We start from the raw sequence: 19389 nt of genomic DNA, 5'->3' as shown, positions 1-19389 counted from the left end.
GGCCTACAGTTATCACTGTGTCTTGTAGGCCGGGATCGCTGCGCGCCCCCGGCTTTTTTATTGAGTAAAAATCGTGAATACACTCGAACACACCATCGGCAACACCCCTCTGGTCAAGCTTCAGCGTATGGGGTGTGCCAACGGCAGCGAAATCTGGGTCAAACTCGAAGGCAATAACCCGGCGGGATCGGTGAAAGACCGCGCGGCGCTGTCGATGATTGTCCAGGCCGAAAAACGCGGAGAAATTAAGCCCGGTGACGTGCTGATTGAGGCAACCAGCGGCAACACCGGTATCGCGCTGGCAATGATTGCGGCGCTGAAAGGCTACCGCATGAAGCTGCTGATGCCGGACAATATGAGTCAGGAGCGCCGCGCCGCCATGCGAGCTTACGGTGCGGAACTGATTCTGGTGACCAAAGAGCAGGGGATGGAAGGGGCGCGTGACTTAGCGCTGGAGATGGCTGAACGCGGTGAAGGCAAGTTGCTCGATCAGTTCAACAACCCGGATAACCCGTACGCGCACTACACCACCACCGGCCCGGAAATCTGGCAGCAAACTGAAGGACGGATCACCCATTTTGTCTCCAGCATGGGCACCACGGGCACCATTACCGGCGTATCGCGTTTTCTGCGCGAGCAGGAAAAAGCCGTCACTATCGTTGGTCTGCAGCCGGAAGAGGGGAGCAGCATTCCGGGCATTCGCCGCTGGCCTGCGGAATACATGCCCGGGATCTTTAATGCGCAGCTTGTGGACCAGGTGCTGGATATTCATCAGCGCGAGGCGGAAAATACCATGCGCGAGCTGGCCGTCCGTGAAGGTATCTTCTGTGGCGTCAGTTCGGGCGGCGCGGTAGCGGGTGCGATTCGGGTTGCAAAGGCAAACCCGGGTGCAGTGGTCGTGGCAATAATCTGCGATCGCGGCGATCGTTATCTGTCTACCGGCGTCTTTGGTGAAGAGAGTTATTCGCAGGGGGCAGGGATTTAAGCATCATGGAGATGATTCTTTTCCGGGATAACACCCGGGCGCAACAAACCGATATTGTCGCGGTGCAGTCGCAGGTGGTGTACGGCAGCGTGGGGAACAGTATTGCGGTGCCAAATATTCGTACCCACAGGCTGAACGTCACCGCCGTACCGACGGTGCTGTTTAGCAACACGCCACACTATGACACCTTCTACGGCGGCGTGATCCCGGATGAGTGGTTCAGCGGTTATCTGAAAGCGCTGGAAGAGCGTGAGATCCTGCGTGAGCTGAAGGCGGTGACTACCGGCTATATGGGTAGCGCCAGCCAGATTAAATTGCTCGGACAATGGCTCAGGGTCATCAAAGTACGGCACCCGGACCTGCTGGTGCTGGTCGACCCGGTCATCGGCGATATCGACAGCGGGATGTACGTGAAGCCCGAGATCCCGCAAGCGTATCGGGAACACCTGCTGCCGCTGGCGCAGGGGATTACACCAAACGTCTATGAGCTGGAAGTGTTAAGCGGCAAGCCGTGCCGTACGCCAGAAAGCGCCATCGCGGCGGCACAGGGGTTGCTCTCCGACAGCCTGAAATGGGTGGCGATTACCAGTGCGCCGGTCGCTGACGACCCGCAAAACATTCACGTGGTGCTGGTGACGAAGGAAGGCGTGACCGTCAGCGCACACCCGCGTGTTGAAACGGACCTGAAAGGGACGGGCGATCTGTTTTGTTCAGAGCTGGTAAGCGGAATTGTTGAGGGCAAAACCGTTGCCGATGCCATTCGCATGGCCGGCGATCGGGTGACGGATGTGATGATTTACACGCAGTCGAAAGGTTACGACGAGCTTATCCTGCCCGCATAAACAAAAATGGCGCCCGAAGGCGCCATTTTTCTGTGCGGCAAGAATTACTTCTTGATGCGGATAACCGGGGTTTCACCCACGGTGACGCTGCCAGACAGTTTGATCAGTTCTTTGATTTCGTCCATGTTGGAGATAACAACCGGAGTCAGGGTAGACTTGGCTTTTTCTTCCAGCAGTGGCAGATCGAATTCAATCACTGGGTCGCCAACTTTAACACGCTGGCCTTCTTCCGCGATACGTTTGAAGCCTTCGCCTTTCAGTTCAACGGTGTCGATACCGAAGTGAACGAACAGTTCGATACCGCTATCAGATTCGATAGAGAACGCATGGTTGGTTTCAAAAATTTTACCGATGGTGCCGTCAACTGGAGCAACCATTTTGTTGCCAGTTGGTTTGATAGCAATGCCATCACCAACGATTTTCTCAGCAAACACTACATCCGGCACGTCTTCGATGTTGACGATCTCGCCGGAGAGCGGAGCAACAATCTCAATAGTTCCGGAGTCTTTCTTATCATCAGAAACCAGAGATTTCAGTTTATCGAACAAACCCATGATCTTCTCCTAAGCAGTAAATTGGGCCGCATCTCGTGGATTAGCAGATTGTTTTTTCTTCAATGAACTTGTTAACCAGCGTCATTAACTCGTCCGTTGTCGGTTGAGCAAGAGCCTGCTCTGCTAACACCTTCGCATCTTCGAAGTTCGTGTTACGGATAATCTTCTTAATGCGCGGGATGGAAATGGCGCTCATAGAGAATTCGTCCAGACCCATACCCAGCAACAGAAGTGTAGCACGTTCGTCGCCTGCAAGCTCACCACACATGCCAGTCCATTTACCTTCTGCATGAGAAGCATCAATAACTTGCTTAATAAGCGTCAGTACGGACGGTGACATTGGCTGGTAGAGATGTGAAATCATATCATTACCACGGTCAACTGCCAGGGTGTACTGCGTTAAATCATTGGTACCGATACTAAAGAAATCAACTTCTTTGGCTAAATGACGCGCAATTGTCGCCGCAGCCGGTGTTTCCACCATCACGCCGATCTCGATTGACTCGTCAAATGCTTTACCTTCGTCACGCAATTCCTGTTTGTAGATTTCGATCTCTTTCTTCAGTGCACGCACTTCTTCAACAGAGATGATCATCGGGAACATGATGCGCAGTTTACCGAAAGCAGACGCACGCAGGATAGCACGTACCTGATCGCGCAGGATCTCTTTACGATCCATCGCGATACGTACTGCACGCCAGCCCAGGAACGGGTTCTCTTCTTTCGGGAAGTTCATGTACGGCAGCTCTTTGTCGCCACCGATGTCCATGGTACGGACGATAACCGCCTGAGAGCCACAGGCTTCAGCCACGGCTTTGTATGCAGCAAACTGCTCTTCTTCAGTAGGCAGCGCGTCACGGTCCATGAACAGGAATTCTGTACGATAGAGACCGACACCTTCCGCACCGTTGCGCTCAGCGCCATCCACGTCACGTACGGTACCGATGTTTGCGCACACTTCTACCTGATGACCGTCCAGGGTGATTGCTGGCAGGTCTTTCAGCTTAGCGAGTTCCGCTTTTTCAGTCGCAACTTGCTCCTGAACCGCGCGCAGTTTTTCGATCTCTTCATTCGTTGGGTTGACGTAAACCAGATTGTTTACGGCATCCAGAATCAGATAGTCGCCGTTATTCACCTGAGAGGTGACGCTACCGGTGCCCACGATGGCTGGCAGTTCCAGAGAACGCGCCATGATTGAGGTGTGGGAAGTACGGCCGCCTGCGTCGGTGATGAAACCGAGAACCTTTTTCAGGTTCAACTGAGCGGTTTCTGACGGGGTCAGGTCGGCAGCAACCAGAATAACTTCATCCTGAATTGCGCTCAGATCGATGATGGCCAGACCCAGGATGTTGCGCAGCAGGCGCTTACCGATGTCACGTACGTCAGCCGCACGCTCTTTCAGGTATTCGTCATCCAGTTCTTCCAGGGCAGTCGCCTGACCTTCGATAACTTCATGTGCAGCCGCATCGGCTGTCATGCCTTTATCTTTAATCAGGGCTATGATTTCCTGCTCCAGCTCCTCATCTTCGAGCAGCATGATGTGCCCTTCGAAGATGGCTTCTTTTTCTTCACCGAAAGTTTCGCCAGCTTTAGTTTTGATTGCTTCCAGTTGCGCAGATGCCTTGGCACGACCGCTCAGAAAACGTTCAACTTCCTGATCAACCTTGTCGGCAGAAATTTTTTTCCGGTCAATGACGATCTCGTCTTCTTTCAGCAGCAGTGCTTTGCCGAAAGCGATACCCGGGGATGCTAAAATGCCTGAAATCATAACCCTACCTTACTTGTGACTGATATTTAAAAGAACCCGGAAACTTACTCGAGCTCAGCCATCAGTTTTACCAGATGCTCAACTGCTTTCTGCTCGTCTTCACCTTCTGCAGAGATGGTGACAACAGTGCCCTGAGTCAGGCCCAGAGTCTGCAGTTTGAACAGGCTTTTTGCGCTAGCGCTTTTGCCGTTGGAAGTCACAGTGATTTCAGAAGTGAAGCCTTTCGCTTCTTTAACAAACTGAGCAGCAGGGCGGGTGTGCAGACCGTTCGGAGCGGTAATGGTAACTTCTTGCTGGAACATTGTATTTCCCCAACTTATAGGTTTAGTGTTGTGGAACTAAAGTCTAGCCTGGCGACTGAACTTTAGCCTGTATTGTTAGCGCTGACGTTTCGATCGTCATTAAACATTATGCAGCGAAAGCAAGACTTGAACCAAATCATAAAATCGATTCAGCAAGGCTATTTCATTCACTGATTAATTTCACGCATCAAAATAATTGCTGGTTTAAATACCAGACCCAACGGGGTGAATCAATGCCAGGAGGGGTAAAACTTTGAAGCAGGCCACAAAAAAGCACCCGAAAAGGTGCTTTTTTACGCGTTTTTAACATGCTGGCATCACTGTTGCAGTTCTTTCTCAGTGAAGAGATCGGCAAACAGTGCAGTGCTTAAGTAACGCTCACCCGAGGATGGAAGGATAACCACAATATTCTTATTGGTAAAGGCTTCGTCTTCCTGAAGTTTGAGCGCTGCCGCAACAGCCGCACCGGAAGAGATACCCGCCAGAATGCCTTCTTCATCCATCAAACGACGCGCGGTAGAGATGGCTTCTTCGTTAGTGATGGTGACCACTTTATCGATCAGCTTCAGGTCCAGGTTACCTGGAATGAAGCCGGCACCAATGCCCTGAATTTTATGTGGGCCTGGCTTGAGCTCTTCACCTGCCAGTGCCTGAGTGATAACCGGTGAGTCGGTCGGTTCAACGGCAACAGTAATCAGATCTTTTTTACCTTTCGTGCCTTTAATATAGCGTGACACACCAGTCAGCGTACCGCCGGTACCCACGCCGGAGATAAACACGTCAACCTGACCGTCGGTATCTTCCCAGATTTCCGGGCCGGTGGTTTTTTCATGAATTTCCGGGTTTGCCGGGTTGCTGAACTGCTGCAGCAGCAGATATTTCGCCGGATCGCTGGCAACAATCTCTTCGGCTTTCTGAATGGCACCTTTCATGCCTTTCGCGCCTTCGGTCAGTACCAGGTTTGCCCCCAGCGCTTTGAGCAGCTTGCGACGTTCGATACTCATGGTTTCTGGCATGGTCAGCGTCAGTTTGTAGCCACGCGCTGCAGCAACATAGGCCAGGGCAATACCGGTGTTGCCGCTGGTTGGTTCCACCAGCTCAACGCCTGGTTTCAGTACGCCACGTTTTTCAGCATCCCAAATCATGTTTGCACCAATACGGCATTTTACGCTGAAGCTCGGGTTACGTGATTCGACCTTCGCCAGAATGCGTCCATTACCGATACGGTTCAGTCGAACCAGGGGCGTATGACCGATAGTCAGCGAGTTGTCTTCATAAATCTTACTCATGGCCTGTCCTTAACTGTATGAAATTGGGATACCGTCCCAGCATACCTGTTGAGCAGGTAGGGGGAAGTAAGGAATTCGCATATCTATATACTGCAAGGAAATAATGGGGATCAGTATGGAATAAGGGGCGGCATAAGCCACCCCTTGTTTACACATTTTTGCATTACTTCCATAACGCGTGCTTAGCACGGTAGCAGTCAACCCACATTGCCGTCGCGCCACACACCGCAACGGGCATGATGAAAAGATTGAGGAACGGAATCATCGTGAACAGGCTGGTCAGTGCGCCAAATTGCATATTGGCAACCTTCTGGGTGCGCAGGGCCGTGCGCATCGCTTTAAACGGTACTTTGTGGTTATCGAACGGATAGTCGCAGTACTGGATCGCCAGCATCCATGCGCTAAACAGGAACCACAGCACCGGAGCCACCGTTTGACCGATACCGGGCACGAAATAGAGGATAAGCAGTACAACCGCACGGGGCAGGTACCAGGCAAATTTCTGCCACTCGCGCTTCATGATGCGTGGAATGTCTTTCATGATCCCCAGCACGCCTGTGTCCGGTGGCGTTGCGCCGGTAAGCCGTGCCTCCAGCTGTTCCGCCAGCAGGCCGTTAAAGGGCGCGGCTATCCAGTTCGCGATCGTTGAAAAGAAGTAACCGAATACCAGCAGTACCGAGATGACCACAACCGGCCAGAGCAGGTAGTTCAGCCACTGCAGCCACTCAGGAACATGGCTCATCAGCGAGGGGATCCAGCTTTCCAGCTTTGTGAACAGCCACCAGAACGCACCGCCCATCAGAATAATGTTGATCAACAGAGGCAGGATGACGAAGCGTCGAATACCCGGCAATGAGACCAGTTTCCAGCCCTGAGAAAAATACCAGACGCCGCTGCGAGGGGGGGAAGAAGATGTTGAAACCATAACCAGGCTGTACTCCTTTTTTCACAACCAGTGGAATTGCCCGCCTATATTATCCACTTACGGACCAATGACCAGTTAGGAAATGTTCGAAAAACCAGCAAAAAGCACGATTTCCTTCATCTTTATGCTGTGAATGCTCTGCACACACTTGCACTTGACGTAAACGGCAAATACTCTTAGTGAGTAAATGTTTGCCGTGGTGGCAAGGTGTTAGAACAACAGAGAATATAATGATGCAGGATTTGCGTCTGATATTAATCATTGTTGGCGCGATCGCCATAATCGCTTTACTGGTACATGGTTTCTGGACCAGCCGTAAAGAGCGTTCCTCGATGTTTCGCGATCGCCCACTGAAGCGCATGAAGTCCAGTCGTGACGACGATGACAGTGAAGATGACATCGATGGAAGCGACGACGACGGCGTGGGTGAAGTTCGTGTTCATCGGGTCAATACTGCCCCCGGCGCGGCTCATGGGGAGCATGAAGCGACCCGTACTGCGCAGCACCAGTATCAACCGCCGTATGCTTCCGCACAGCCGCGCCAGCCAGCGCCGCAGCCTGTGGAAGAGCCGGTGCGCCAGCCGCCGCAACAGCCTGTCCATCAGCAGCCTGCTGCACCTCAGCCGGTTCAACAGCAACCTGTGCAACAGCCAGTGCAACCGGTACAACAACCGCAGCAGCCTGTGCATGTGCAGCCTGCGCCGCAGCCCGCTCCGGCCCCGCATGTTGAGCCAGAGCCCGTCGTCGAGCCAGAACCGGTTGTTGAAAAACCGCAGCGCAAAGAAGCGGTGATCATCATGAACGTTGCCGCACATCACGGCAGCCATCTCAACGGTGACGTGCTGCTTAACAGTATTCAGCAGGCAGGCTTCAAGTTTGGCGACATGAATATTTTCCATCGCCACCTGAGCCCAGACGGTAGCGGCCCGGCGCTGTTCAGCCTGGCCAATATGGTCAATCCTGGCACCTTTGACCCGGAAATGACCGGTGATTTCGTGACGCCGGGTGTCACAATCTTTATGCAGGTGCCGTCCTATGGTGACGAACTGCAGAACTTTAAGCTGATGCTGCAATCCGCTCAGCACATCGCTGATGAAGTGGGTGGTGTGGTGCTCGACGATCAGCGTCGAATGATGACCCCGCAGAAGCTGCGCGAGTATCAGGACCGCATCCGCGAAGTTAAGGAAGCCAACGCGTAATCGTCGCGTTTACTTCGACTCCTCCTCAACCCCCGCATGTCGGGGGTTTTTTCTCATTGATGGTGCGATATGGACTCAATCGAACAACAACTCACTGAACTGCGAACCACGCTTCGCCATCATGAATATCTCTATCATGTTATGGACGCGCCGGAATTACCGGATGCGGAGTATGACCGTCTGATGCGCGAGCTCCGCGAATTAGAGGCGCAGCATCCGGAACTCATCACACCCGATTCACCCACCCAACGCGTCGGCGCTGAGCCGCTGGGGGCTTTCAGCCAGGTGCGTCATGAAGTGCCGATGCTGTCGCTGGACAACGTCTTCGATGAAGAGAGTTTTCTCGCGTTTAATAAGCGTGTGCAGGATCGCCTTAAAAGTAGCGATAACCTTACCTGGTGCTGTGAGCTGAAGCTGGACGGCCTTGCGGTAAGTCTTCTCTACGAAAACGGCGTGCTGGTGCGTGCGGCAACTCGTGGTGATGGTACCACCGGGGAAGACATCACCACCAACGTGCGCACTATCCGCGCGATCCCGCTGAAACTGCAGGGTGAGAACATTCCTGCGCGACTGGAAGTGCGCGGTGAAGTGTTCCTGCCCCAGGCGGGCTTCGAGAAAATCAACGACGAAGCGCGCCGCACTGGTGGGAAAGTGTTTGCTAACCCGCGTAATGCGGCGGCAGGCTCTCTGCGCCAGCTTGATCCACGCATCACCGCGAAGCGACCGCTTACTTTCTTCTGCTACGGCGTAGGGATTCTGGAGGGGGGCGAACTGCCGGATACGCACCTCGGACGTCTGCTGCAGTTTAAAGCGTGGGGCCTGCCGGTGAGCAACCGTGTTCAGCTTTGCGACTCCCCGGAAGCAGTACTGGCCTTCTACCACAAGGTGGAAGAGGACCGTCCAACGCTCGGCTTTGATATTGATGGCGTCGTTATTAAGGTTAACTCATTAGCGCTTCAGGAGCAGTTGGGCTTTGTCGCGCGCGCACCACGCTGGGCGGTGGCGTTTAAGTTTCCTGCTCAGGAGCAGATGACCTTTGTCCGCGACGTGGAGTTCCAGGTTGGTCGCACCGGTGCCATTACCCCGGTCGCCCGTCTGGAGCCGGTGCAGGTGGCGGGCGTGCTGGTGAGTAACGCCACGCTGCATAACGCCGATGAAATTGAGCGTCTGGGTCTGCGTATTGGCGACAAAGTGGTCATTCGCCGCGCGGGCGATGTTATTCCACAGGTGGTTAACGTTGTTGAGTCAGAACGTCCTGATGATACGCGCGAGATTATTTTCCCGACCCATTGCCCGGTATGCGGCTCGGACGTTGAACGTGTTGAAGGTGAAGCGGTGGCGCGCTGTACGGGTGGTTTAATCTGTGGTGCGCAGCGTAAAGAATCTCTGAAACACTTTGTGTCCCGTAGGGCGATGGACGTTGACGGCATGGGCGACAAGATTATCGATCAGCTGGTTGAGAAAGAGTACGTCCATACGCCAGCAGATCTTTTCAAACTGACTGCGGGTAAACTGACGGGGCTTGATCGCATGGGGCCTAAGTCAGCTCAGAATGTTGTCAATGCTCTGGAAGCCGCTAAAGAGACGACCTTCGCACGCTTCCTTTACGCGCTGGGTATTCGTGAAGTCGGCGAAGCGACTGCAGCGGGGCTAGCGGCGTACTTTGGTACGCTGGATGCGCTGGAAAAAGCGAGCATCGACGAGTTGCAAAAAGTCCCGGATGTCGGGATTGTTGTCGCCACTCACGTCTTTAACTTCTTTGCTGAAGAGAGCAACCGTGAAGTTATCGGCAAGCTGCTGGAAGAGGGTATCAAATGGCCCGCACCGGTGGTGGTTAATGCCGAAGAGATCGACAGTCCGTTCGCCGGTAAAACGGTGGTGCTGACCGGCAGCCTGAGCCAGCTTTCACGTGACGATGCGAAAGCGCGTCTGGTGGCGCTGGGGGCCAAAGTGGCGGGCAGCGTGTCGAAGAAAACCGATTTGGTGATTGCCGGAGAGGCGGCGGGTTCGAAGCTGGCGAAAGCTCAGGAGCTCGGCATTGCGGTGATCGACGAAGCGGAAATGATGCGTCTGTTAGGAGAATAACGTGGAGAAAGAGCAACTCGTTGAGATCGCCAACACCGAGATGCCGTTCGGTAAATATAAAGGCCGCAGGCTGATCGATTTGCCGGAAGAGTATCTGCTGTGGTTTGCCCGTAAGGATGAATTCCCGGCAGGGCGGCTGGGTGAGTTGATGGCTATCACGTTACTGATCAAAACTGAGGGGCTGACCCAGCTGGTTCAGCCCCTGAAACGCCCTTAAGCTTTTGCGGCGCGGGTCTCTTCCTGCGCCAGTTTTTCAGTCTGGCGCTTGTAACGACGCGCCAGCACCGCGCAGACCATAAGCTGGATCTGATGGAAAATCATCAGCGGCAGCACCATCATCCCAATCACCGAGGTCGGGAACAGAATGTTGGCCATCGGGATACCGTTCGCCAGGCTCTTTTTCGAACCGCAGAACACAATCGTAATTTCATCCGCTTTATTGAAGCCGCACTTGCGTGCCACAAAGACGTTAACCGCAATTACAATCGCCAGCAGGACGAGGCTGACCACCACGATAAACAGCAGCGAGCCTGCGCCCACTTTATGCCAGATCCCATTTACCACCGCTTCACTGAAAGCGGAATAGACCACCAGCAGAATTGACGACTGATCGGTTTTTGAGATCCATTTTTTGTGCTTTGCCACAAACGCGCCCGTCCACGGACGCGAGAGATGCCCCAGGACAAACGGCAGCAGCAGCTGCAGACAGATTTTACCCACCTGCTCAAGGTTACCTTCCGCGCCGTGCATGTTCATCAGCAAACCCACCAGCAATGGGGAGACGAAAATCCCTAACAGGCTGGATGCCGACGCCGAACAGACTGCGGCCGCGACGTTACCGCCTGCCAGCGAGGTGAAGGCAATGGCGGACTGCACGGTGGCTGGCAGAATGCACAGATACAGGAAACCGGTGTAAAGCGCCGGGTCGACGTTAACCGGAGCCCACCACGCAAACAGCACGCCGAGTATTGGGAACAGAATGAACGTGCTGCACATCACCCAGAGGTGTAGTCGCCAGTGGCTACCACCAGCGATAATGGCCTCGCGGGAGAGTTTTGCGCCGTGCATAAAGAACAGCAGTGCGATGGCGGCCGTCGTTAGCCCCTCAAAAAACGGAACAAATCCCCCGCGAGCGGGGAAGAAAGAGGCCAGTAAAACGGTAGCAACCAGGGTAAGCGTAAACGGATCAACAATACGAAATAGTTTCATAATGACTCCTGAAAACAGATGTCGCTATTGTGCTTTTTTCCATTTGAGAAATAAAATTGATTTATTGCATCCATTTATGAATTAAACAGATGAATTATTCCTTACGTCAGCTTCGTATTTTCGTCACCGTGGCAAACGCCCGCAGCTTCAGCCGGGCAGGGGAGATGATTGGCCTGAGCCAGTCGGCGGTGAGTCACAGTGTGAAAGAGCTGGAGAGTCAAACGGGCGTGCGGTTACTTGACCGCACCACGCGCGAAGTTGTACTGACTGAAGCCGGGCAGCAACTGGCCTTACGCCTCGAGCGGTTACTTGATGAATTGAACAGTACGCTCAGGGATGTAGGGCGGTTGGGACAGCAACTTTCGGGTACGGTGCGGGTCGCTGCCAGCCAGACGATCTCTGCCCACCTTATTCCGCAGTGTATTGCCGAGGGGAGCCACCGCTACCCGGATATTGATTTTGTTTTACATGACAGGCCGCAACAGTGGGTGCTGGAAAGCATCCGACAGGGGGATGTGGATTTTGGGATTGTAATCGATCCCGGTCAGGTGAGCGATCTGGCGTGTGAAAGCGTACTTTCAGAACCCTTTTTGCTGCTCTGCCGGGACGACGATCCGTTGGCAACATTACCGGTAGTCAGCTGGCAGTCCCTTCAGGGGGCGAACCTGGTATTGCAGGATTATGCCTCGGGTAGCCGTCCGCTGATTGATTCTGCGCTGGCGACTCAGGGAGTAAAGGCAACGATCGTGCAGGAGATTGGTCACCCGGCGACGCTTTTTCCTATGGTGGAAGCTGGCATTGGTATCAGCGTGTTGCCCGCCCTGGCGCTTCCCCTGCCACAGGGAAGTCTGCTGTCCGTGAAGCGATTGGTGCCTGTTGTCGAGCGAAAGCTGATGCTGGTGCGGCGAAAAAATCGTTCACTTTCGGGGGCGGCACAGGCCATCTGGGAAGTGGTGCGTATCCAGGCGCAACGATTAACCGAGGCCCGCATACGCGACCCACTGTTTAACGCATCAGAAGATTAGATGTAGATATCAATCTGATGATTATCTGACGGGCTATTCACACCTTCCACTTTGCCCAGCTTTTGATCCTGTTTCTTCTGAGCCTCTTCGGCCTGCTGGCGCTGCAGCGCGGCAAGCTGGGCCTGCAGCACTTTGATCTGGGTCTGAATTAGTTCCTGCTGCTTCTTCTTCTCATCTGCGCTGCCAGTGCTGTTCGCCAGCTCTTTTAACTGCTGAGTCAGCTTTTTGATCTTGTCAATAATACTGCTGATCTGGGAAGAGATGTCGCTACCGCCAGAAGCACCTTTCCCACCGCTGCTGGTTTGAATCATTTGGGTTGAAGCCTGAATGGTCGTCATCGTATTTCCTCGCGTTATAAAACAGAGGTATCGGCACCGACGGGATTAGCTTGAGCAAAACTGCCATATCTGGCAGGGAGTTGCATTGATACACAATCAGTATTGATGGTGCTGAAAAAGTGTATTGGAGGTAAGCCGCAGGCTCCAGATATAAGACTAAGGTCATGCGATCCGTGATATCGCGATCTTAATTCTCAAGGAGCCTCTATGACCCTCTCAAATAACCCATGGTACTGTGCTGACATCATCCGCACCGCTAAACCAAATTTCACGCCGCGCGTTGCGTTCATTCTCGGTTCTGGCCTTGGCGCACTAGCCGACCAGATTGAAGACGCCGTTTCTCTGAGCTACGAAAAGCTGCCGGGTTTCCCTGTGAGTACGGTTCACGGTCATGCTGGTGAGCTGGTCCTGGGACATCTTGCCGGTGTACCTGTTGCCTGTATGAAAGGGCGGGGTCACTTCTATGAAGGCCGCGGGATGACCGTCATGACTGATGCGATCCGCACGTTCAAACTGCTGGGGTGTGAGCTGCTGTTTAGCACAAATGCTGCGGGTTCATTGCGTAAAGACGTTGAGCCAGGAAGCCTGGTTGCGTTGAGTGACCATATCAACACCATGCCGGGAACGCCGATGGTGGGACTAAACGATGAACGTTTTGGTGATCGTTTCTTCTCGCTGGCTAATGCTTACGACGCAGACTACCGTGCCGTTTTGCAAACCGTGGCCGCGAAAGAGGGCTTCCCTCTGCATGAAGGCGTGTTTGTCTCTTATCCTGGCCCCAACTTCGAGACTGCGGCGGAGATCCGCATGATGCAAATTATCGGTGGCGACGTGGTGGGCATGTCTGTAGTGCCGGAAGTGATCTCAGCGCGTCACTGCAACCTGAAAGTAGTGGCCGTTTCTGCAATTACGAATCTTGCTGAAGGTCTGGGCGAGGTAAAACTCTCACACGAACAAACACTGGCTGCTGCTGAGCTTTCCCGCCAGAATTTCATCAACCTTATCTGCGGTTTTCTTCGCCATATTGCCTGATTAAAACAATAAAGTGGCCCGTGAGGGCCACACTGCTATAAGGAATGGAATATGAACATCACGACTCGCTTAAAGATGATGTCCTTTATGCAATATTTTATCTGGGGGAGTTGGCTGGTTACCCTCGGCGCTTACATGATTAACACTCTACATTTTACCGGCTCCGACGTGGGGATGGTTTACAGCTCCAAGGGGCTGGCCGCAATTGTTATGCCATCGCTGGTGGGGATTATTGCCGACAAATGGCTGCGAGCAGACCGTGCATACGTGATTTGCCACCTCGTCTGTGCCGTTGCCCTCTGTTATGCCGCGCAGGTCAATGAACCCGGGCTGATGTTCTGGGTCATGCTGGTGAATGCGATGGCCTTTATGCCCACGATTGCGTTGTCGAACACGATTTCTTACTCCTGCCTTGAACAGTCAGGGCTGGATACGGTAAGCCATTTTCCGCAAGTGCGGGTGTATGGCACCGTGGGATTTATTGCCGCAATGTGGGCCATCAGCCTGATGAGGGCGGAGCTGAGCAACGTGCAGCTCTATATAGCGGCAGCTGCGTCCCTGCTACTGGCGCTCTACTCTCTGACGCTACCGGCCATTCCGGTTGCGACGACAAAAACGTCTCCGTCTCTGGCAAGTAAACTGGGCCTCAATGCATTTATCCTGTTTAAACAACCCCGCATGGCGGTGTTCTTTTTATTCGCAATGCTGCTGGGCGCCGTGCTGCAGATAACCAATACGTTTGGCAGCCCTTTTCTGCATGATTTTGCACGTAATCCGGCGTATGCGGAGAGCTTTATCGTCAAATACCCGTCCATTTTGCTCTCCGTCTCGCAGATGTCAGAAGTATTCTTCATTCTGACGATTCCTTACTTCCTCAGACGATTTGGTATTAAAACCGTCATGCTGATGAGCATGGTGGCCTGGATGTTGCGGTTTGGGCTGTTTGCCTTTGGCGATCCGTCCGCAACAGGCTTTGCGTTGCTCATGCTGTCAATGATTGTCTACGGCTGCGCGTTCGACTTCTTCAATATTTCCGGCTCGGTGTTTGTTGAGCAGGAGGTGAGCTCTGATATCCGTGCCAGCGCGCAAGGGCTGTTTATGACCACCGTTAACGGTATTGGTGCTTATTTCGGGTCCGTGTTAAGCGGTATGGCAGTCGATTACTTCTCGGTGGATGGGGTTAAGGACTGGCAGACCATCTGGCTGGTGTTTGCGGCCTATGCGCTGGTGCTTGCGGTGGTGTTTTATTTCAGCTTTCACTATCACCACATCAGTAAAAACAGCGAGATGCGCACAGTTGCGCACTAAATTTTTCCTGTGGACGATGAAAGGCTTTAAGGTAGACGCTTAAATGTTATCGCCAGGATATGTTTTGATGGAACGCGTCTATCGGACCGATCTCAAGCTGCTGCGTTATTTTCTTGCCGTGGCGGAAGAATTGCATTTTGGGCGGGCTGCGGCCCGTCTTAATATGTCCCAGCCGCCGTTAAGCCTGCATATTAAAGAGCTGGAAAGCCAACTGGGGACGTTACTGTTTATTCGCCACTCGCGGAGTGTCGCGTTGACGCATGCCGGTAAAGTGCTGATGGAAGAGTCCCGTCGGCTGCTCGCCAGTGCAAACCAGGCGCTGGCTCGCGTCGAGCAAATTGGCCGGGGTGAGGCGGGGCGCATTGAGCTGGGGATTGTCGGTACCGCCATGTGGAGCGAGGTGCGCACGGTCATGCGCGCTTTCCTGAAAGAGCATCCGAATGTTGATGTTGTTTTTCGCGAAAAATCGCCGGTCATGCAGATGGCTTTGCTTGAACGTCGTGAGCTGGATGTCGGGATCTGGCGAATGGCAACTGAACCCACCGCCGGGTTTACCAGCGTGCGATTGCGTGATGCCGCTTTTCTTGTTGCAATGCCGGAAGATCACCGACTGGTCAGCGAATCATCTATTACGCTCTCAGAGTTACAGGATGAGTATTTTGTCACCATGCCTTCAGCACATTCTGACTGGGCATTTTTACATCGCGTATGTCAGCAGGCCGGGTTCTCGCCGATGATTGTACGCGAAGCTGTTGAACCACAGACGGTACTGGCGATGATTAGTATGGGGATGGGGATTACGCTTGCCGCTGACAGTTACGCGCAAATGCAGTGGCCAGGCGTGGTCTTCCGCCCTTTGCGCGAGCGCATACCGGCTGATCTGTATGTGGTATATGACGCGAAGCAGGCAACACCCGCAGTAGAAAGGTTGATTGCAACTTTAACGATGATGTAAATTGCAGATAGCAAAAAAGCGCCTTTAGGGCGCTTTTTTACATTGGTGGGTCGTGCAGGATGACTCGCTTCGCTCGCCCTTCGGGCCGTCGCCGTAAACGGCTCCGGTGCCTCACTGCGTTCGGCTCGAACCTGCAGCAGGTTCGAATCATCCATATAGCAGATAGCAAAAAAGCGCCTTTAGGGCGCTTTTTTACATTGGTGGGTCGTGCAGGATTCGAACCTGCGACCAATTGATTAAAAGTCAACTGCTCTACCAACTGAGCTAACGACCCGAAATGGTGGGCGATGACGGGCTCGAACCGCCGACCCCCTCCGTGTAAAGGAGATGCTCTACCAACTGAGCTAATCGCCCATTTCGGAACTGCTGCGATAAGGTGAGAATGGTGGGCGATGACGGGCTCGAACCGCCGACCCCCTCCGTGTAAAGGAGATGCTCTACCAACTGAGCTAATCGCCCAATCTCAATTCTTATCTACACTGCGAGTCTACGTGAAGTAGATGGTGGGTGATGACGGGCTCGAACCGCCGACCCCCTCCGTGTAAAGGAGATGCTCTACCAACTGAGCTAATCACCCCCGCTGTGTGGAGTCGCATTATAGGGAGAGTTGAAAATGAGTCAACGCATTTTCTAAAGTTTTTACTCGTTCGTCGTAAAATTAAACAAAACGATCGCGAAATGGGCGGTGGAGCATGATTTCTAAACAAAAATAGCAAACTCGGTCACGATAAAGGGATCAACATTGAGGAATCCCCCCACAGTGATAGAATATTGCCCATCGTTTTTTCCCCAGGATTTGCCGAATACCGGCATCTTTATAACGTAAGGCCATTTCATGAAAATCAAAACTCGCTTCGCGCCGAGCCCGACAGGCTATCTGCACGTCGGTGGTGCTCGTACTGCTCTCTATTCCTGGCTTTTTGCTCGTCACAACAAAGGTGAGTTCGTCCTGCGTATTGAAGATACCGATCTTGAGCGCTCTACGCCGGAAGCAATTGAAGCCATCATGGATGGTATGAACTGGTTGAATCTGGAATGGGATGAAGGCCCGTATTTCCAGACCAAACGTTTCGACCGCTATAACGCTGTGATTGATGAGATGCTGGTCGCGGGCACGGCGTATAAGTGCTACTGCTCCAAAGAACGTCTGGACGCGCTGCGTGAAGAGCAGATGGCGAACGGTGAGAAGCCACGTTATGACGGTCGTTGCCGCCATGACCATAGCGAACATGCTACTGATGAGCCATGCGTGGTGCGTTTTGCTAACCCGCAAGAGGGTTCAGTGATCTTCGACGACCAGATCCGTGGCCCGATCGAATTCAGCAATCAGGAGCTGGATGACCTGATCATCCGCCGTACCGACGGTTCTCCAACCTATAACTTCTGCGTTGTGGTTGATGACTGGGATATGGAAATTACACACGTTGTTCGTGGTGAAGACCATATCAACAACACCCCGCGTCAGATCAACATTCTGAAGGCACTGAATGCACCAGTGCCTGTTTATGCGCACGTATCCATGATCAACGGTGACGACGGTAAAAAACTGTCTAAACGTCATGGCGCAGTAAGCGTTATGCAGTATCGCGACGACGGTTACCTGCCGGAAGCGCTGCTGAACTACCTGGTGCGTCTGGGCTGGGCTCACGGTGACCAGGAGATCTTCAGCCGCGAAGAGATGATCAATCTGTTCTCTCTGAGCTCTGTGAGCAAATCGGCGAGTGCATTTAATACCGACAAGCTGCTGTGGCTGAACCACCATTACATCAATACCATGCCGCCTGAATATGTCGCGACATATCTGCAGTGGCACATTGAGCAGGCAAATATTGATACCCGCACTGGCCCAGAGCTGGCGGATCTGGTGAAACTGCTCGGCGAGCGCTGCAAAACGCTGAAAGAGATCGCCGAAAGCTGCCGTTACTTCTATGAAGAGTTTGATGAGTTCGACGCGGACGCCGCGAAGAAACATCTGCGTCCGGTTGCGCGTCAGCCGCTGGAAGTGGTGCGTGACAAGCTGGCGGCTCTTACCGAATGGACTGCCGAGAATGTGCATCATGCCATTCAGGCAACTGCTGATGAGCTTGAAGTTGGCATGGGGAAAGTAGGCATGCCGCTGCGCGTTGCGGTGACCGGTGCGGGCCAGTCCCCGGCGCTGGATGTGACAGTCCATGCCATCGGCAAGTCGCGCAGTGTAGCGCGTATTAACAAGGCGCTGGACTTTATCTCTGAACGCGAAAGTCAGCAGTAATTAAGTCTTCAGGACGAGAAACGGCAGGGTAACCTGCCGTTTTTTTATGTATTTGATTCAGCAATACCCAGGCGTGTAAGAAAGCCGCGAATACCTTCACGTTTCAATAATGTGTCCAGACGCTTCTGCTCTAGCTGGGTCATACTCTCCAGCGTTTCGATAATGCCCGAACGCAGGTTTGAAGAGGGGGCACTGTATGATGAGGGGACTTCTGCCAGATGGTAAACCGCCTGACGAGTACGGATTGCCGGGAGGCTCATAATATGTTCCTTCACGCGCGCATCAATATGGATTAGCCGCGCCCGACCGCCTTTTACGCCATTGAGCCCTTCGGTTTTCCAACCCTGTTGACGTATCCAACGATTAATGGTCTGTCGGGCAACACCCAAACTCTCCGCCAGCTCTTCCGTGGTCATTTTACTACGTAATCTTTTCATATTAGTTCTGGTCGCGAATCCCTAAACGTTGCAACAATCCGGTTATCCCTTCCCGCAGTAACAGCGATGTCATTTGCTTCTGCTCTTCCGGTGTCATTTCATTGGCCAGCGTCAGGAGTAGGTTGTGAAGCGAACCATCCTGGTTGGCACCTTCTGGTATATCAGACGTTTCAGTTGCCCGGCGTGCGCTGCGGATAAAGTCACGTACTTTTTCGTTCACATGTACCAGACGCGCTTTCCCACCCTGGACTCCCGGTTTTGGTGATGTAATCCAACCCTCTTTACGTACCCATTTATTGATGGTCTGGCGGCTATAGCCAGTGAGCAAGGCTAACTCTTCTGGCGTCATTCGTTCCTTGATCATGCAATTTCCTGAATATTTGTAGGGATAATTAACGGTTCATTTTATAGCACCGTTTTACGTGAAAACGTGACAGGCTTAACTCATGACTGCGAGCAAGCTCGCAAAGTGATTCATTTGCATGATTTTTCGGCGATTGAGCGGCGGTCATTGATTTTGCCGTTGACACTCCGCAGCGGAATTCATATTATGCCGCCCGTCAACATGACAGCTTTACGATGGGGCTATAGCTCAGCTGGGAGAGCGCTTGCATGGCATGCAAGAGGTCAGCGGTTCGATCCCGCTTAGCTCCACCAAACTCTGAACCCAACAGAGTGCGGTCAGTAAAGTAACATGTGGGGCTATAGCTCAGCTGGGAGAGCGCTTGCATGGCATGCAAGAGGTCAGCGGTTCGATCCCGCTTAGCTCCACCAAAATTTTAAGCCCTCGTCAAAAGACGAGGGCTTTTTTTATGCGCTTGTAACACTCACTACTACATTTTGTTATAAAAATAGATATATTCCTGTACCTCACCTCAATCGAAA

19 protein-coding genes, 6 tRNA genes and 1 other RNA gene are annotated in these 19389 nt (G+C 53.0%); 12 read left to right on the top strand and 14 right to left on the bottom strand.

Annotated elements, in window-relative coordinates:
- Window positions 1–73: 73 nt before the first annotated feature.
- Entirely contained in the window at window positions 74–985 is a 912-nt protein-coding gene (gene cysM, locus LCD46_16155) for a cysteine synthase CysM (protein ID UOY69592.1), read from the top strand.
- 5 nt (window positions 986–990) lie between these two features.
- Window positions 991–1827: a pyridoxine/pyridoxal/pyridoxamine kinase gene (pdxK, locus tag LCD46_16150; protein ID UOY69591.1), complete on the top strand. Its 837-nt coding sequence runs from the start codon at window positions 991–993 to the stop codon at window positions 1825–1827.
- A gap of 44 nt (window positions 1828–1871) precedes the next feature.
- Here pdxK and crr read toward each other — a convergent pair whose 3' ends face one another.
- The 5 genes from crr to cysZ form a co-directional block, all read right to left on the bottom strand.
- On the bottom strand, window positions 1872–2381 hold the full coding sequence (gene crr / locus LCD46_16145; protein UOY69590.1) for a PTS glucose transporter subunit IIA: 510 nt from the start codon (window positions 2379–2381) through the stop codon (window positions 1872–1874).
- Between the two features lie 40 nt (window positions 2382–2421).
- On the bottom strand, window positions 2422–4149 hold the full coding sequence (gene ptsI / locus LCD46_16140; protein UOY69589.1) for a phosphoenolpyruvate-protein phosphotransferase PtsI: 1728 nt from the start codon (window positions 4147–4149) through the stop codon (window positions 2422–2424).
- Window positions 4150–4193: 44 nt separating this feature from the next.
- On the bottom strand, window positions 4194–4451 hold the full coding sequence (gene ptsH, locus LCD46_16135) for a phosphocarrier protein Hpr (protein UOY69588.1): 258 nt from the start codon (window positions 4449–4451) through the stop codon (window positions 4194–4196).
- 317 nt (window positions 4452–4768) lie between these two features.
- A complete protein-coding gene (gene cysK, locus LCD46_16130; GenBank protein UOY69587.1) occupies window positions 4769–5740 on the bottom strand; it encodes a cysteine synthase A in 972 nt (323 codons plus the stop codon).
- 163 nt (window positions 5741–5903) lie between these two features.
- Window positions 5904–6665, bottom strand: a complete 762-nt coding sequence (gene cysZ / locus LCD46_16125; protein UOY69586.1) for a sulfate transporter CysZ — start codon at window positions 6663–6665, stop codon at window positions 5904–5906.
- Window positions 6666–6895: 230 nt separating this feature from the next.
- On the opposite strand from cysZ, the gene zipA reads away from it, so the two are divergent.
- The 3 genes from zipA to LCD46_16110 all read left to right on the top strand — a co-directional run bounded on the left by zipA (window position 6896) and on the right by LCD46_16110 (window position 10166).
- The gene (gene zipA, locus LCD46_16120) at window positions 6896–7864 is read left to right on the top strand and encodes a cell division protein ZipA (GenBank protein ID UOY69585.1); all 969 of its coding nucleotides are present in this window, start codon (window positions 6896–6898) and stop codon (window positions 7862–7864) included.
- Window positions 7865–7933: 69 nt separating this feature from the next.
- Window positions 7934–9949 (top strand): NAD-dependent DNA ligase LigA, encoded by a 2016-nt coding sequence (ligA, locus tag LCD46_16115; GenBank protein UOY69584.1) that lies wholly within the window; start codon window positions 7934–7936, stop codon window positions 9947–9949.
- 1 nt (window position 9950) lies between these two features.
- Window positions 9951–10166: a DUF3820 family protein gene (locus LCD46_16110; GenBank protein ID UOY69583.1), complete on the top strand. Its 216-nt coding sequence runs from the start codon at window positions 9951–9953 to the stop codon at window positions 10164–10166.
- On the opposite strand, the gene LCD46_16105 is transcribed toward LCD46_16110, so the two are convergent.
- Window positions 10163–11158 carry a bile acid:sodium symporter gene (locus LCD46_16105; protein ID UOY69582.1) on the bottom strand — a complete coding sequence of 332 codons (996 nt, stop codon included), beginning with the start codon at window positions 11156–11158 and terminating at the stop codon, window positions 10163–10165. The two genes, LCD46_16110 and LCD46_16105, sit on opposite strands and share 4 nt — an antisense overlap.
- Window positions 11159–11247: 89 nt before the next feature.
- Between LCD46_16105 and LCD46_16100 the strand changes: the two genes are divergently transcribed.
- Entirely contained in the window at window positions 11248–12183 is a 936-nt protein-coding gene (locus tag LCD46_16100) for a LysR family transcriptional regulator (protein ID UOY69581.1), read from the top strand.
- Here the strand turns inward: LCD46_16100 and LCD46_16095 are convergent.
- Window positions 12180–12521, bottom strand: a complete 342-nt coding sequence (locus tag LCD46_16095; GenBank protein UOY69580.1) for a FlxA-like family protein — start codon at window positions 12519–12521, stop codon at window positions 12180–12182. The two genes, LCD46_16100 and LCD46_16095, sit on opposite strands and share 4 nt — an antisense overlap.
- 207 nt (window positions 12522–12728) lie before the next feature.
- Between LCD46_16095 and xapA the strand changes: the two genes are divergently transcribed.
- The 3 genes from xapA to LCD46_16080 all read left to right on the top strand — a co-directional run bounded on the left by xapA (window position 12729) and on the right by LCD46_16080 (window position 15816).
- On the top strand, window positions 12729–13553 hold the full coding sequence (gene xapA / locus LCD46_16090; GenBank protein UOY69579.1) for a xanthosine phosphorylase: 825 nt from the start codon (window positions 12729–12731) through the stop codon (window positions 13551–13553).
- A 51-nt stretch (window positions 13554–13604) separates the two neighbouring features.
- Window positions 13605–14861, top strand: a complete 1257-nt coding sequence (locus tag LCD46_16085) for a nucleoside permease (GenBank protein UOY69578.1) — start codon at window positions 13605–13607, stop codon at window positions 14859–14861.
- A gap of 67 nt (window positions 14862–14928) precedes the next feature.
- Window positions 14929–15816 carry a LysR family transcriptional regulator gene (locus LCD46_16080; GenBank protein UOY69577.1) on the top strand — a complete coding sequence of 296 codons (888 nt, stop codon included), beginning with the start codon at window positions 14929–14931 and terminating at the stop codon, window positions 15814–15816.
- A gap of 43 nt (window positions 15817–15859) precedes the next feature.
- On the opposite strand, the gene LCD46_16075 is transcribed toward LCD46_16080, so the two are convergent.
- The 5 genes from LCD46_16075 to LCD46_16055 form a co-directional block, all read right to left on the bottom strand.
- A non-coding RNA gene (locus LCD46_16075) (RtT sRNA) lies at window positions 15860–15985 on the bottom strand.
- A gap of 29 nt (window positions 15986–16014) precedes the next feature.
- Window positions 16015–16090, bottom strand: a tRNA-Lys gene (locus tag LCD46_16070).
- A 4-nt stretch (window positions 16091–16094) separates the two neighbouring features.
- A tRNA-Val gene (locus LCD46_16065) sits at window positions 16095–16170 on the bottom strand.
- Window positions 16171–16199: 29 nt separating this feature from the next.
- Window positions 16200–16275 (bottom strand) — tRNA-Val (locus LCD46_16060).
- Window positions 16276–16317: 42 nt separating this feature from the next.
- A tRNA-Val gene (locus tag LCD46_16055) sits at window positions 16318–16393 on the bottom strand.
- A 258-nt stretch (window positions 16394–16651) separates the two neighbouring features.
- Between LCD46_16055 and gltX the strand changes: the two genes are divergently transcribed.
- The gene (gene gltX, locus LCD46_16050) at window positions 16652–18067 is read left to right on the top strand and encodes a glutamate--tRNA ligase (protein ID UOY69576.1); all 1416 of its coding nucleotides are present in this window, start codon (window positions 16652–16654) and stop codon (window positions 18065–18067) included.
- A 44-nt stretch (window positions 18068–18111) separates the two neighbouring features.
- Here gltX and LCD46_16045 read toward each other — a convergent pair whose 3' ends face one another.
- Window positions 18112–18504 carry a putative DNA-binding transcriptional regulator gene (locus LCD46_16045; GenBank protein UOY69575.1) on the bottom strand — a complete coding sequence of 131 codons (393 nt, stop codon included), beginning with the start codon at window positions 18502–18504 and terminating at the stop codon, window positions 18112–18114.
- A 1-nt stretch (window position 18505) separates the two neighbouring features.
- Window positions 18506–18868: a putative DNA-binding transcriptional regulator gene (locus LCD46_16040; GenBank protein ID UOY69574.1), complete on the bottom strand. Its 363-nt coding sequence runs from the start codon at window positions 18866–18868 to the stop codon at window positions 18506–18508.
- Window positions 18869–19085: 217 nt separating this feature from the next.
- Here LCD46_16040 and LCD46_16035 point away from each other — a divergent pair.
- Window positions 19086–19161 (top strand) — tRNA-Ala (locus tag LCD46_16035).
- 41 nt (window positions 19162–19202) lie between these two features.
- Window positions 19203–19278: transfer RNA gene (locus tag LCD46_16030), tRNA-Ala, on the top strand.
- Window positions 19279–19389: the final 111 nt, after the last annotated feature.

Origin of the sequence: Enterobacter ludwigii (assembly GCA_023023105.1) — a bacterium.
Lineage (GTDB): Bacteria > Pseudomonadota > Gammaproteobacteria > Enterobacterales > Enterobacteriaceae > Enterobacter > Enterobacter adelaidei.
This window is presented reverse-complemented; position numbering and strand designations above follow the sequence as displayed.